Origin of the sequence: Pseudomonas chlororaphis, assembly GCF_001921865.1 — a bacterium.
In the GTDB taxonomy this organism is placed as follows: Bacteria; Pseudomonadota; Gammaproteobacteria; order Pseudomonadales; family Pseudomonadaceae; genus Aquipseudomonas; species Aquipseudomonas chlororaphis_D.
In genome coordinates, this window is record NZ_MSCT01000016.1 from 62,444 (window position 1) to 76,170 (window position 13,727).

The 13,727-nt window shown below is 63.7% G+C and carries 10 protein-coding genes; 1 reads left to right on the plus strand and 9 read right to left on the minus strand.

Annotated features, from left to right (window positions below; all coding sequences use genetic code 11):
* Positions 1 to 93: 93 nt before the first annotated feature.
* The 9 genes from BTN82_RS18235 to BTN82_RS18275 all read right to left on the minus strand — a co-directional run bounded on the left by BTN82_RS18235 (position 94) and on the right by BTN82_RS18275 (position 12,534).
* Entirely contained in the window at positions 94 to 1,236 is a 1,143-nt protein-coding gene (locus BTN82_RS18235; RefSeq protein ID WP_075120510.1) for an acyl-CoA dehydrogenase family protein, read from the minus strand.
* A gap of 158 nt (positions 1,237 to 1,394) precedes the next feature.
* Entirely contained in the window at positions 1,395 to 4,115 is a 2,721-nt protein-coding gene (locus tag BTN82_RS18240) for a LuxR C-terminal-related transcriptional regulator (protein ID WP_075120511.1), read from the minus strand.
* 144 nt (positions 4,116 to 4,259) lie between these two features.
* Positions 4,260 to 5,936, minus strand: coding sequence for a class II poly(R)-hydroxyalkanoic acid synthase (gene phaC, locus BTN82_RS18245; RefSeq protein ID WP_075120512.1), 1,677 nt, complete (start codon positions 5,934 to 5,936; stop codon positions 4,260 to 4,262).
* 269 nt (positions 5,937 to 6,205) lie between these two features.
* The gene (locus BTN82_RS18250) at positions 6,206 to 7,822 is read right to left on the minus strand and encodes a GMC family oxidoreductase (RefSeq protein ID WP_075120513.1); all 1,617 of its coding nucleotides are present in this window, start codon (positions 7,820 to 7,822) and stop codon (positions 6,206 to 6,208) included.
* Between the two features lie 11 nt (positions 7,823 to 7,833).
* Positions 7,834 to 9,267 carry a coniferyl aldehyde dehydrogenase gene (locus tag BTN82_RS18255; RefSeq protein ID WP_075120514.1) on the minus strand — a complete coding sequence of 478 codons (1,434 nt, stop codon included), beginning with the start codon at positions 9,265 to 9,267 and terminating at the stop codon, positions 7,834 to 7,836.
* A 329-nt stretch (positions 9,268 to 9,596) separates the two neighbouring features.
* A complete protein-coding gene (locus tag BTN82_RS18260) occupies positions 9,597 to 10,430 on the minus strand; it encodes an SDR family NAD(P)-dependent oxidoreductase (protein WP_075120515.1) in 834 nt (277 codons plus the stop codon).
* A gap of 33 nt (positions 10,431 to 10,463) precedes the next feature.
* A complete protein-coding gene (locus BTN82_RS18265; protein ID WP_075120516.1) occupies positions 10,464 to 10,886 on the minus strand; it encodes a MaoC family dehydratase in 423 nt (140 codons plus the stop codon).
* Positions 10,887 to 10,898: 12 nt separating this feature from the next.
* Positions 10,899 to 11,339 (minus strand): MaoC family dehydratase N-terminal domain-containing protein, encoded by a 441-nt coding sequence (locus tag BTN82_RS18270; RefSeq protein WP_075120517.1) that lies wholly within the window; start codon positions 11,337 to 11,339, stop codon positions 10,899 to 10,901.
* Positions 11,340 to 11,349: 10 nt separating this feature from the next.
* Positions 11,350 to 12,534, minus strand: coding sequence for a lipid-transfer protein (locus BTN82_RS18275; protein ID WP_075120518.1), 1,185 nt, complete (start codon positions 12,532 to 12,534; stop codon positions 11,350 to 11,352).
* Between the two features lie 113 nt (positions 12,535 to 12,647).
* On the opposite strand from BTN82_RS18275, the gene BTN82_RS18280 reads away from it, so the two are divergent.
* Positions 12,648 to 13,661 carry an AraC family transcriptional regulator gene (locus tag BTN82_RS18280; protein WP_075120519.1) on the plus strand — a complete coding sequence of 338 codons (1,014 nt, stop codon included), beginning with the start codon at positions 12,648 to 12,650 and terminating at the stop codon, positions 13,659 to 13,661.
* Positions 13,662 to 13,727: the final 66 nt, after the last annotated feature.

Sequence of the window (13,727 nt, forward strand, 5' to 3'; positions counted from 1 at the left end):
GTCTCTCCTGGCTTACAGCTATTATTGTTGTCCTTGCCTTTTGGGCAGGAAACGGCAGCGCCGGGCGCTGGCCGTCTTGAGGCATGAGGTTTCTTACAGGGTGCGAGCGATCAGCTCTTTCATGATCTCGGTCGTGCCGCCGTAGATCCGGGTCACCCGCGAATCGGCCCAGGCCCGGGTGATCGGGTATTCCCACATGTAACCGTAGCCGCCGTGCAGTTGGACGCAATCGTCGATCACCCGGCATTGCAGTTCGCTGAGCCAATACTTGGCCATCGAAGCGGTAGCCGCATCGAGCTGCCCCTTGAGCGAAAGCTCGATACAACGGTCGATGAAGACCCGGCCAATCTGTACCTCGGTCTTGATCTCGGCAAGCGTGTGGCGGGTGACCTGGAAATCGAGAATGTCCTTGCCGAATGCCTTGCGCTCGCGGCAGTAACCCGTGGTCCACTCGAGCGCGGTCTCCGCCATGGCCGCGGCGCTGATGGCTATTTGCAAACGCTCCCAGGGCAGCTCCTGCATCAACGCGGCAAAACCGCCACCTTCCACGCCGAGCAGGTTATGCGCCGGCACGCGGACATTGTCGAAAAACAGCTCGCCGGTGTCCTGCGCCTTCAAGCCTACCTTCTTCAGGCGCTTGCCCTTGCTGAAGCCGGGCATCGCGCTGTCGACGATGAACAGGCTGATCCCCTTTGCCCCGGCCGAGGGATCGGTCTTGGCGACGACGATCACCAGATCGCAATGCATGGCGTTGGTAATGAAGGTCTTGGAGCCGTTGATCACATAGTGGTCGCCATCGCGCACGGCGGTGGTACGCACGCCTTGCAGATCGGAGCCGGCGCCCGCCTCGGTCATTGCAATGGCGCCGATCATCTCGCCGCACGCCATCTTGGGCAGGTAGGCCTGCTTCAGGTATTCGCTGCCGTTGTGCAGGATGTAGGGGGCAACGATCTCCGAGTGCAGATTGAGCCCCATGAGGTTAGCCACCCCGAGGCGCATGCACTCCTCGAACAGGACCACGCTGTAGAGTTTGTCGGCGCCCACGCCGCCATATTCCCCGGGAATGCTCGAGCAGAGGAAACCCGCCGCGCCGGCCTTCTCCCAGATCTCCCGGTCGATGAAGCCTTGTTCTTCGTAACGCTCGTAGTGAGGTAATACTTCCTGCTCGATGAAACGCTGTACGGATTCTTTGAACTGCAGGTGCTCTTCGCTGAACAGGGTACGTGGAATACTCAAAAGGTGGCTCCCGAAAAGGTCCAGGCGGGCACGGTTTCGCCTACGCCGTTCCTTGGCACCCTATCGCAAGGCCACCCCCGGCAACCCTCCCATTTCGGGAGGGGGGCACCTGCCGCCCAAGGGCCCGGGGACGTCTCCAGGGGCGACGGGCGCTCGCGCTAATCGACCAATCCGGCTTGCCGAGCCTTGCTTACCGCGTCCTCGCGCGAAAAGGCGCCGAGCTTGCCGAAGATATTCTTGAGGTGCCACTTGATGGTCCCGGGCGACAGGTCCAGGGTCCTGGCGATGCTCTTGGTCGACAGCCCACGGGCCAGATACCCGACAACCTCAAGCTCTCGCGGCGAGAGAATATCGCTTGCCCCCGGCCGTGCCCGGCCGCCCTCGTCCAGCCCGCTGGAGACGCTCTGCGAGTCGGCGGCACGCATCAGGCAATGCCTTATGTAATCCCGCTCCAACGGCGTCAGCACCTTGGCAGGGAGCGATTGCAACAGGCTCAGCCCTGGCGCCCCTTCATCCAGGAAAACCCGAAACATGCCATATTCACAGGCGCTGCGCAGCGCCACCGAGACATGGCGCTGCGCCTCGTCCGGCTCGTTCAGGGCCGTCCTCGCGATAGCCGCACGGATCCGCAATACGGTCGCCGGCTGTAGCTGTCCGCACTCCTGACAGATAAGCGCCCAGTTTTCCCCGACCTCTGCCGCCCCCCGGTAATCACCTTCGGCCAGGGCCAACGCGGTTTGCGCCAGGGCCAGGGCCAGGGGAATTTCGGCCCAGGCACAACCGCGCTTGTCCAGATAGGGCATGGCCAGGACGCTCAGGCGCCGGAACGCCTCCCGGGCCCGCGCCAGGTCCTGCTGGTGGCAGGCAATGCGTATCTGCTCCGCCAGACGCCATGCCTGAAGGCGGTCCAGCCCAATGGTCTCAGCGATTTCTCCGAGTCGCTCGAGCGTCCCATGGGCCGCCTCCACCCTCCCCGCGGCACACTGCAAATGCGCCTGGGCAAGGTGAGCGAAGAGCACACAGTCCGCCGTTCCCAGGACTTCAGCGACTTCGAAGCATTGCTCGACATAACCCTCGGCGGCTTCAAGGCTGTCCAGGTGATAACAGGTCAAGGCCAGGGTGGACTTGATGAGTATGGCGGCATCCTGTGCCAGCGAAACGTTGCGCGTGATCTGCACGATGGCGGCTTCGAGGTCGCGCCGGGCCTGGTTCATGTCGCCCTGGACAAAAAAGCTCAGGCCACACAGCGCATCAAAGAACGGCCGTGCCCGAGGGCCTTTCGCCTGCTTGAGCAGCCCTCGCTTGCTGTACACCAGATCCCGCACGCTCACCGGGCGACCGGCCTTGAGCAAGACCATGCCGGTAAGGGTGTAGAGCATCAGCAAATGAAAGCTGCGCTGGCTCGGCGGCTGCGCGATCAAGGGTTCGAGCAACGCCAGGGCCTGCGCCGTGTCATCGCGCCGCAGCAGGTACATGCCGCGCAACAGGCGTAATTCGACCTCTATTTCCAGCCTGCCGGCGTCGGGGTGCGCCTCGATCGCACCCAGCGTCATCTCGAAACGCTCCATGCGATTGCACGTCAACTCGGCCCAGCCGACGACCAGGAGCAGATCGACCTGGCTGCCCCAGGCCTCGCGCGGCAACTCGTCGGCCAGTTGTAGCAACTGCGCGAAATGCGCATCGCTGATCAACCCCCGCGCCGCCCGCACCAGCAGTTGCACGCTGCCGGCCAGATCATTGGCCGCCTGGGCGTGGCGAATCGCTTCGACATACAGGCCCTGATCCGCGAACCATTGGCTGGCGGCACGGTTGATCCGGATCACCTCCTGCGGCGGCAGCGCATCGCGACGCCGCTCCAGATACCCGGAAAACATCTGGTGGAAACGCAACCACTGAGTACGCCCCTCGAGGTCGATCGGCAGCAGGAAGAGGTTTTGTTCGAGCAAGATATCGATCACCGCAACGCTCTCGGGGTTGCCCGTCAATGCCACGCACAACTCGCGATTGAACCGCCGGCAGGTCGAAACCTGCACCATGGCGGCAATTTGCTCGGCGCACAGCACCCGACTGATGCAGTCATCGAGATAGGCATCGATACCGGCTCCGTCGACCGCGATGTTGGCATCGCGGCTGGCGCGAAAACTGTGCTCGAAGTCACCGCTGTGGCGCAGAGACAGGACCCCGATCTGCAGGCCCGCGGCCCAGCCGTCAGTCAGTTCATACAGGCGTTGCTGCTGCTCCGGGGGCAAGCCCTCAAGACCGTTGAGTGCGAGCAGGCTGAATTGCTCCTCGGCCGTCAGCCGCAAGTCGGAGAAATCGATCTGGGTCAACTGCCCCTTGATCCCCATCGCCACCAGGCCAAGCGCCGGGCGCTGGCGTGTGGTGATCAGCAGATGAAAATTGTCCGGCGCCAACTCGAGCAGGCGCTGGATCATCGTCAATGCCGGCTGCGCAGTGAGGAAATGCAGGTCCTCGAGGAACAGGCAGATGGAGCGCGGATGCTCGTAGAGTGCATTGATCAGCAGCGATAGCAGAATCTCCAGCGAACGCGGGTCCGTACGCTCGCTCAGGCCGATCATTTCGTCGCCGACCGCCAGGCCCGCGGCCCCAAGGCTCGCGACCAGGTACGCCGCCCATAACGCATCGTCGTCGGGGCCCAGGTTGAACCAGGCGACATCATGCCCGGCACGGATCAAGCGCTGCCGCCATTGCGCGGTCAACGTGCTTTTGCCGCTGCCCGCCGGCCCCAGGATCAGGGTCAGTTTGCGCTCACGCCCAGCCTCGAGCAGCTCCAGCAGGCGCTCCCGCTGCAACGCCCGCGGATCGACACGGGGCGGCGACCATTTGGTGCGGATGAGAATGGTGTTAGGGCACTTCATAAGACTGACAAACCCATGAATGACACATGTCACGCTCGATGCATTTTAGCGCGACAGCGCTCCTGCGCCAGAAAAGAGAACATGCTGGAAGCGCCGTAGGCCGGCGGGATACAACGCCGGCCAAGTTGCCCGATTGCGCTCGCGTCAGCGCCTATGCACATAAGTGCCGGGGGAGGCTTCGGCGGCTGGGTAAGCCTTGTTGCCCAGTTTACCGGGGGCCTTCTTGCCCTTGCCTGAGCGTGCCTGCAGCCAGCTTTGCCAGTGGCCCCACCAGGACCCGCTGTGCTCGCTGGAACTCTCCAGCCACGCCTGGGCCTCTTCAGGCAGGCTGCTGCCCGTCATGAAGCGGGCCTTGGGATTATCCGGCGGGTTGAGAATGCTCTGGATATGCCCGCTGTTGGACAGCACGAACTCGCCCTGGCCGCCGAACAGGTGCATCGAGCGGTAGCAGGTGTCCCAGGGCGTGATGTGATCGGTGAGCCCTGCCATACAGTAGAAGTCACTGGTGACCTGCCCGAGGTCTATCGGTGTGCCGCAGACCTCCAGGGCGCCGGCGCGGGCCAACGGATTGGTCTGGTACATCTCGATGAATTCGCCGTGCAGCGCCGCCGGCAGGTTGGTGGTGTCGTTGTTCCAGTACAGGACATCGAACGCCGGCGGCTCGTTACCGAGCAGGTAGTTGTTGACCCAGTAGTTCCAGATCAGGTCGTTGGGCCGCATCCAGGCGAAGACTTTTGCCAGCTCGCGGCCCTCCAGCACGCCGGCCTGGTAGGAGCGGCGCTTGACCTCCTCCAGGGTCTTCTCGTCGGCGAACAGCGAGACCTGGGTGTCGGGGCGTATATCCAGCATGCTGACCCCCAGGGTGAAGGCATTCACCTTGGTCTCGCCCAGGGCCGCGTAGTGGCCCAGCAGCGACGACATGGTGCTGCCTCCGGAACAGGCGCCGAAGGTGTTCAGGTCGGCGCTACCGGTAATCGCCAGCACCGCATCGACGGCTTCTTTCAGCGCTTCGACATAGCTGGACAACCCCCACTCGCGCTGTGCCTTGCCCGGGTTGCGCCAACTGACGGCGAACACCTGGACGCCACTGTCGAGGAGGTAGCGGATCAGGCTCTTCTGCGGCGCCAGGTCGAACAGGTAGAACTTGTTGATCTGCGGCGGAACCACCAGCAAGGGACGCTCCAGTACCTGTTCGGTGCGGGGCGTGTACTGGATCAACTCCAGCCACTCATTGCGAAACACCACCGCGCCTTCGGTGGTTCCCAGGTTGCGTCCTACTTCAAAAGCGCTCTTGTCCACCTGGCTGGGCATGCCGCCGTTTTCGATCAGGTCCTTGACCAGGTGCGAAGCCCCTTTCAGGGCACTCCTGCCGCCGGTTTCGAAGAAGCGCTTGAGCGCTGCCGGGTTGGCCGGGGTGTTGGTCGGTGCCAGCGCCCCGGCCAACAGGTCGATGACGAACTGGCCACGGGCGGCATCCTGTTCGCAGAGATTGCTGCTGCTGATCCAGTCGTTCAGTTCCCGACTCCAGGCCAGGTAGGCCTTCATGTAACGGCGGTAGAACGGATTGTGCTGCCAGGTCGGGTCATCGAAGCGCTTGTCGCCCGCCGCCGGCTTCAGTGCCGAGCGGTCGAGCAGGATATTCGTCAACTCCACGCCAAAGGCGGCCATATGCCGGGCACTGTGCGCAGGCTGCCTCAACACGTGTTGCAGGACCATGCGGGCGCTGCCGAGCACATCGCGACCGCGGGGGCCGAACGCTGGATTCAGGCTCAAGGTGTACTTCGCAGCCTGCAGGGAGAGTTCTTTATCGTTCTTGTCCATTGTGGCACTCCATGCTGAGCGCAACGCCCGCTGGTGGCCAGGGGCATCGATCGGGTTACCGGAAACACTCCGTCGCATAGACGGCAGGCCAGCCCTCTGCGGGCTCAAGCCTCATTGCACTGGCGCTTTCCTCCTCCGTAGGCGCGGGGCACGGCCAGGGCGGCTCGGCCCTCGAAAATGAATGACGGATGCAAGCCCGCTGGCAGGGAGCCAGGCCGGGCGCCGCACATGCGGCGACTCGCCGGCCTCCCCTCCAACCGCAGGGTCTTTCACTGGCGGCGCGCATCTTCCTTGAGCATGTCGGCCGCCTTCTCACCGATCATGACGGTCGGCGCGTTGGTGTTGCCGCCGGTGATGCTCGGCATGATCGACGCATCGGCAATGCGCAGGCCTTCAATGCCACGCACGCGCAAACGCTCGTCGACCACGGCCATCGGGTCGCTGGCCGGCCCCATCTTGCATGTGCCGACCGGGTGGTACTGGGTATCGGCGCGACTGCGGATGTCCTGCTCGATCTGTCGATCGTCGTTCCAGTCAACGGGGTAGATGAGCTGCGCCCCGAAGCGCGCGAAATGTTCGGACTCGAGGATGCGGGCCTGGATCTTCGCAGCCCGGATCAATAATTCGATGTCCTCGCGCCGATCGAAGAAGCGCGGGTCGATGACGGGCGCATCCAGCGGATCGCGACTGCGCAGGGTAACGGAGCCGATGCTTTTCGGACGCAACACCTCGATATGGCAGCTGTAGCCATACCCCCAGTGCAGGTGGCGGCCATGGTCGTCGACCACCGCGGTGACGAAGACCATTTGCAGGTCGGGCTTGCTCAACGCCGGATCGGAACGCAGGAAGGCCCCGGCCTCGGCAAAGTTGGTGGTCAGCATGCCAGTGCGCCTGCCCGCCCACTCCACCGCGGCGGCGGCCAGCTTGACGCTGGAGCCGAGGGTCAGGCCCAGGCAGCCTTCCGGATGGCTGACCTTGTAGGGCACCGTGTAGTCGATGTGATCCTGCAGGTTCTGCCCCACGCCAGGCAGGTCCAGCAGCACCGGGATACCCAGCCGGGTCAACTCTTGGGCCGGGCCGATACCGGACAGCATCAATGCCTGCGGCGAGCCAAAGGCACCGGCGGCGAGGATCACCTCGCGGCGCGCGCGTACTTCCTCGATCTGCTTGCCGTTGTGGTAACGAACCCCCACGCAGCGCTTGCCCTCGAAGATCAGGCTGTGGAAGGGAGCGTTGAGGTAGAGCCGCAGATTGTCGCGACCCAGGACAGGCCACAGATAGCCCTTGGCCGCGCTGCAACGCTCGCCATCCTTCTGGGTCACCTGATAACGGAAACAGCCATCCTGCTCGCGTCCGTTGTAATCGTCGGTACGCGCAATACCCTGCGCCTGGGCGGCGCTCATGAACACGTCGCACAGCGGGCTCGGCGACTGCAGCTCGGCGACATTCAGCGGCCCCCCGGCGCCATGGAACTCGTTCTCGCCGAAGCGCTCGTTGTTCTCCGACCTCTTGAAGTACGGCAAGACTTCCTCGTAGCTCCAGCCGGGGTTGCCGAGGCTGTCCCAGTGGTCGTAGTCCCAGCGATGGCCGCGGACATAGACCATGCCGTTGATCGAACTGGACCCGCCCAGGGTCTTGCCGCGCGGCTGATAGCCCTTGCGCCCGTTGAGCCCCGGCTGCGGCACGGTCTCGAACGACCAGTTATGGAAACCTTCGCGCAACATCACCACCACGCCAGGTGGCGCCTGGACCAGAAGCTTCTTGTCACTGCCGCCGGCCTCGAGCAGGCAAACGCTGACGTGCGGATCCTCGCTCAGCCGCGCCGCGACCGGACAGCCGCCCGAGCCCCCGCCAACCACTACGTAATCGAACACATTCTGGGTCATGTCTATCGTCCTCAAGACTTCACATTCGAATCCGCCCTGCCCAGGTACAGCCTCAGCGCCAGGCTCTGAAGCCGACCTCCATAGGGCGGATGGAACAGATGGGTAGGAAACCAGGTACGCCGCTTGAACACCGTGCGCCCATGGCTGAGCTCGCGAAATCCTTCCTCGGCGTGATAGTTGCCCATGCCGGAATTGCCTACGCCGCCGAACGGCGCGCCATGATTGAGGGCATGCCATCCCCAGTCGTTGATGGTGACCCCGCCGGAATGGGTGTGCCTCAGCAGCCGGTCGATGTTCGTCCTGTCGCTGGAGAAGACGTACAGCGCCAAGGGACGTTGTCCGCCATTGATGTGGGCAATGGCCTCGTCCAGTTCGTCATAGCCCAGCACCGGCAGCAATGGGCCGAAAATTTCCTCCTGCATCACCCGCATCTCGGGCGTCACCCGGGTCAGCACGTGCAGCGGCATCTTGCGGCCTGGGGCGACTTCGCCACACACCCTGACCTGGGCGCCCTTGGACCGCGCATCGTCAAGCAGCCCCTGCAAACGCTGGAACTGACGTTCGTCGATGATCGAACTGTAGTCATCGTTATCCGCCGGCCGCGCGCCGTAAAGCGCCTGGAATTGGCCATGCAATTCGGCAACGAACTCATCCACGTCATGCCTTGGCAGCAGCACGTAGTCCGGCGCAATGCATATCTGCCCGCAGTTGGTGCCCTTGCCATGCACGATACGCCGTGCGGCATCGGCCAGGCTGTAGTCGGCCAGCACCACCGCGGGGGATTTGCCGCCCAACTCCAGGGTCACCGGCGTCAGGTTGGCCGCGGCGGCACGCATGACCAGCCGCCCGACCCCGGGAGAACCAGTGAAGATGATGTGGTCGAACGGCAGCGAGGAAAAGAAACCGGGGTCTTCGAGCTCGCCGCCCACCAGGGCCACTTCCTGCTCGTCGAATACCTCCGCCAGCAGGCGCTTGAGTACCTCGTTGGTGCGTGGGTTGAACTCGGACATCTTGAGCATCACCCGATTGCCGGCAGCGAGTGCCGTGACCAACCCGGCGACGGCAATATAAATCGGGAAATTCCAGGCCGAAATGACGCCCACCACCCCCTTGGCCTGGTACTCCACCGACAACCGATTGCCTTTGAACAGCAGCTCCGTCCGGCGCGGGCTCGGCTTCATCCAGCCACGCAGATGCCTGAGGGTATGGTTGATATGCAGAATGCAGCCCATCAGGTCCAGGAACTTGGTGTCGACCGCGGAACGGTGGCCGAAATCGGCGCTCATCGCGGCGGCTATCGCGTCCTGATAACGCTGTAACTGGGTTCGCAGCGCACGCAACTTGGCCTTTCGCTCGACCAGCGAGGGCTGTGTCCGAGCGCGGAAAGTCTCACGCTGAGTATCGAATACACGGGCCACACGCTGGGCGGCCGTCTCCTGGATCATGCCTCGGGTCCCCTTATTTGAAGACTGCCAACACCAATAGGGCGCACCGACACCCGGACCCCGGATATCGCTGCGAGAGAAGAGCGTATGGCCGAGGCCGCGGGCTGCAAATAGCCGTAGGCACCAAAGCTATTGCATTGAACCTCACCGCCGTCGGCCGCGCGCCTGGAAAAGCCAAATGCCGCCCAGGAAGGCGGCATTCGATTCGTCACTGGGCTTGCTGTTGTCGCCGCTTCGCATCAATCGGCCTATCCACCGGCTTGCGCACCCGCACCCGGCGCGCAACTTCCCGGTTGGCGGGTTTCTCGTTGCGCAGCCGGCCGCTGCGCCTACATGCCGGTCAGGCCGCCACTGCAGATCAGCGTCTGGCCGCTGACGTAGTCGGACTCAGGGATACAGAACATGTACACCGAACCGGCGGCCTCCTCCGGAGTACCGGCGCGCCCCAGCGGAATGCTGCGCTCGAGCATGCTCATCAGGTCCGGGTTGATGCCGACCTTGATCTCGCGGCCTTCGATTTCGGCGGTGGCGTTGCCGTCGGCGCTGGCCTCGGTCAGGCGGGTCTTGATAAAACCATAGGCCACGCAGTTGACCGTGGTGTTCAGGCGCCCCCACTCTTTGGCCAGGGTCATGGTCATCCCGGTGATCCCGGCCTTGGCAGTGGCGTAGTTGGCCTGGCCAGCGTTACCGAACAGACCGGCGACGGAAGAAATGTTGACCACCTTGCGCATGGCGCGAACCCCGGCCTCCTGTTCGGCCTTGACCAGATTGCGGATCACCGGCTGCGCCGCACGCAGAATGCGAAAGGGAGCGGTGAGGTGCACGTCGAGCATGGCGTACCACTGCTCGTCGGTCATTTTCTGGATGACGCTGTCCCAGGTGTAGCCCGCGTTGTTGACGATGATGTCCAGCCCCTTGTAGTGCTCGACCGCCGTGCCGACGAAACGCTCGGCGAAGTCCGGTGCGCACACGCTGCCGACACAGGCGACAGCCTCGCCGCCGATGGCCTGGATTGCCTCCACCACCTCCTGCGCCGGACCGGCGTCCAGGTCATTGACCACGACCCGGGCCCCATCGGCAGCCAACTTCAGGGCGATGGCGCGACCAATGCCACGACCGGAGCCGGTGATCAAGGCGACTTTACCTTCGAGTTTCTTGCTCATCTGTCTATCCCGCGAAAAGTTTGGAAAATGGGCTTAACCAATGGCGATGGCGATCAACGCGTCGCCCACGATCTTGATCTGGCCATACTGGTTGCTCGTGGACACTTCGACCCTGGCACACCGTTCGCCGTTGACTTCGACGATCTCGCTTACCCGGCCCTGGCAGGTGATGACGTTGCCCAGGTGGGTGATGCCCTGGAAGCGCACGCCGAAACTGCGCAACCGGCTTTGTGGAGCCCAGCGGGTCAACAGGCGGCCGAGCCAGGCCATGCTCAGCATGCCGTGGGCGAACACGTCCGGCATGCCGGCTTTGCGGGCGAAGTCCACATCGAGATGGATCGGGTTGAGATCGCCCGAGGCACAACCGAACAGCATCAGCGTGACGCGGTCGACCGCTGCCAGCGTCAGCGTTGGCAGCCGATCGTCGACCTGCACGTTTTGCAATAGGTTATTCATGGCTGGAATTCCTCAGTGGCGAACCACAAGCACGGTGCGCGACTCGGCGACCAGCTCGGCTTTGTCGTTGTGGATTTGCGAGGTCTTGACCAGGAACTCCAGGGCACCGTTCTTCTTGTCGAAAATATCGGCGATTCGCGATTTCACCGTGACCGTTTCGCCGGCGCACACCGACTTGTGGTAATCGAAGTGCTGTTCGCCATGGAGAATCTTCGCAATCGGGATGTCCAGGTCCGCCAGCATGACGTCCAGGGTGCCGGCATCCAGCTCGGCACCGAACAGGAAGGTCGGCGGCACCAGCAAATCGGCATGGCCGGCGGCCCGGGCGGCAGCCACATCGGTGTACAGCGGGTCGGTCTCCCCGATGGCCCGGGCGAAAGCGCGCAGGCGCCCACGCTCGAGCAGCATCGTGGTGGCGGCCAGTTCATGGCCGATCCACTTCTTGTCGATCATCGGTGGCTCCTCAGACTTTTTCGTAGAGCGTGACGACGCAGGCGCCACCCAGCCCCAGGTTGTGCTGCAGGGCCAGGCGCGCGCCCTCCACCTGGCGCGGGCCTGACTGGCCACGCAGTTGCTGGACCAGCTCGGTGCACTGGGCCAGGCCGGTGGCACCCAGCGGATGCCCCTTGGAGAGCAGCCCGCCGGAAGGGTTGGTGACAAACTTGCCGCCATAGGTGTTGTCGCCGTCCTCGACGAAACGCTCTGCCCCGCCGATCGGGCAAAGGCCCAGGGCCTCGTAGCTGAGCAGCTCGTTGTGGGCGAAGCAGTCGTGCAGTTCGACCACCTGAATGTCTTGCGGACCGACTCCGGCCGCCTCGTAGACCTGCTGCGCGGCAGTCCTGGCCATACTGAAGCCGACGACTTCGCGCATGTCATGCGCAGCGAAGGTCTTCGGCGTGTCGGTGGTCATGGACTGCGCGCGAATACGCACGGCTCCCTCGAGGCCATGACGCTTGAGGAAGTCCTCCGAGCAGAGGATCGCCGCGCCGGCGCCGCAGGTCGGGGGGCACGCCATCAATCGGGTCATCACGCCCGGCCAGACCACCGGCGAGTTCATGACGTCCTCGACGCTGAGCACATTGCGAAACAGCGCCATCGGGTTGTTGGCGGCATGACGGCTGGCCTTGGCGCGGATCTTGGCAAAGGTTTCCAGCCGGGTGCCGAATGCCTGCATGTGCGCCTGCCCGGCGCCGCCGAAGTAACGCAGCGCCATCGGGACATTCGCCTGTCCAACCAGCTCACCGGTGGTCCGATCGAAGTGCTCGAAAGGGCTGGGCCGGTCATCGAACAGGGTGCCCAGCGCCCCCGGGCTCATCTGCTCGAAACCCAGCGCCAGGGCGCACTCCGCCGCCCCGCTGCGAACGGCCTGGTTGGCCAGGAACAGTGCGCTGGAGCCCGTGGAGCAGTTGTTGTTGACGTTGATCACCGGGATCCCGCTCATGCCCACTTCGTACAGGGCGCGCTGGCCCGAAGTGGAGTCGCCATAGACGTAGCCGACATAGGCCTGTTCAACCTGCTGGTAACCCACGCCGGCATCGGCCAACGCAGCGCGCAGGGCGGTGGCGGCCATTTCCGGATAGGGAGCGTTGGCGCCCGGCTTGACGAAAGGGATCATGCCGACCCCGATCACATAGACATTGCGGCTCATGACGTCATTCCTGATTTAAGTGGCGACAAGGTGTGGCTTTGTAGGCTTAATGTTATGGCCATCTCCAAAACCGCCAATGTCGTGGCGCCGCAAATGTCTTGCAGAATCCACCAATGTCGAATCCAACTCCTGTCGTCTTCGCGTCCATCTTCGTCTCGTCCCTGCTCGCCGCTGCTCGTGAGCGGGGTTACGAGATCGAGGGTTTCCTGCGCGATGCGGGCATCGACCCAGAGCAGCCCCAGGACCTTGAGCACCATGTCACCGTCGACCAATACGTCGCCTTGCTGCGCAAGACCATCAAAGGGCTGGATGACGAAGGCGTCGCGTTGTTCTCGCGCAAGCTGCGCCACGGCAGCTTCCTGCTGATGATGCGTTCGGCCCTGACGGGCAACACCCTGGGCGCGGCCTTGCACGAATTCACCCATACGTTGCGGCTGCTGCAAGACGACCTCAACCCGCTGCTGGTGGACGACGGGCGTCAGCTGCGGGTCGAATTGCACTTCATCAGCGGGCAGGTACGGTCACGGCAATTCGCCCATGTGTTGCTGCTGCGCCTGCTCTGGCGCGTCATGGCCTGGCTGGAAGGCGGCAATCTGCGGCCCGTGGGGATTGACCTGGAGTTCGCGCAGCCCGACCCCATCGAGCCTTATCAGAAGCTCTTCCCCACCGCGCTGCGTTTCAGCATGCCCTGCTCGACCATCTGGTTCGACTCAGCAGCCCTGCAAGCGCCGGTACGCCGGGACAGCTCCCATCTGGACGATTACCTGGACAAGGCGCTGCTCGACCTGCTGGTACCGGCCATACCGACCCGCGTCAGCGACCGGGTGCGCGCCTATTTGCGGGAAGAGCGTGCCCGCCACTCGGCGTGGCCCGACCTGGATCAGACCAGCGTCGCCCTGCACTGCTCGGCAAGTTCGCTACAGCGCCACCTGGCCCAGGAAGGGGCCTCGTTCCAGAACATTCGCGAGAGCCTGCGTCGCGACTGGGCGATCTACCGCCTGAAAACCAGTACCCTCTCCACCCCGACGCTGGCCGAGGAGCTCGGCTTCGCCGACAGCGCCAGCTTCCAGCGCGCGTTCAAGCGCTGGACCGGACAGACCCCGGGGCAGGTTCGCAAAGGCGGCTGACGACCGGATAAAAAGCCCGCTCATCGAGCGGGCTTGTTCTTTTCACCGCGCCCGTTCCCCGGGAGA

Bases quoted from the DNA above. Each gene is read 5' to 3' on its own strand.
- BTN82_RS18275 (WP_075120518.1), bottom strand. From the start codon at position 12,534: ATGAGCCGCAATGTCTATGTGATCGGGGTCGGCATGATCCCTTTCGTC.
- BTN82_RS18260 (WP_075120515.1), bottom strand. From the start codon at position 10,430: ATGAGCAAGAAACTCGAAGGTAAAGTCGCCTTGATCACCGGCTCCGGT.
- BTN82_RS18280 (WP_075120519.1), top strand. From the start codon at position 12,648: ATGTCGAATCCAACTCCTGTCGTCTTCGCGTCCATCTTCGTCTCGTCC.
- phaC (WP_075120512.1), bottom strand. From the start codon at position 5,936: ATGGACAAGAACGATAAAGAACTCTCCCTGCAGGCTGCGAAGTACACC.
- BTN82_RS18255 (WP_075120514.1), bottom strand. From the start codon at position 9,267: ATGATCCAGGAGACGGCCGCCCAGCGTGTGGCCCGTGTATTCGATACT.
- BTN82_RS18265 (WP_075120516.1), bottom strand. From the start codon at position 10,886: ATGAATAACCTATTGCAAAACGTGCAGGTCGACGATCGGCTGCCAACG.
- BTN82_RS18250 (WP_075120513.1), bottom strand. From the start codon at position 7,822: ATGACCCAGAATGTGTTCGATTACGTAGTGGTTGGCGGGGGCTCGGGC.
- BTN82_RS18240 (WP_075120511.1), bottom strand. From the start codon at position 4,115: ATGAAGTGCCCTAACACCATTCTCATCCGCACCAAATGGTCGCCGCCC.
- BTN82_RS18270 (WP_075120517.1), bottom strand. From the start codon at position 11,339: ATGATCGACAAGAAGTGGATCGGCCATGAACTGGCCGCCACCACGATG.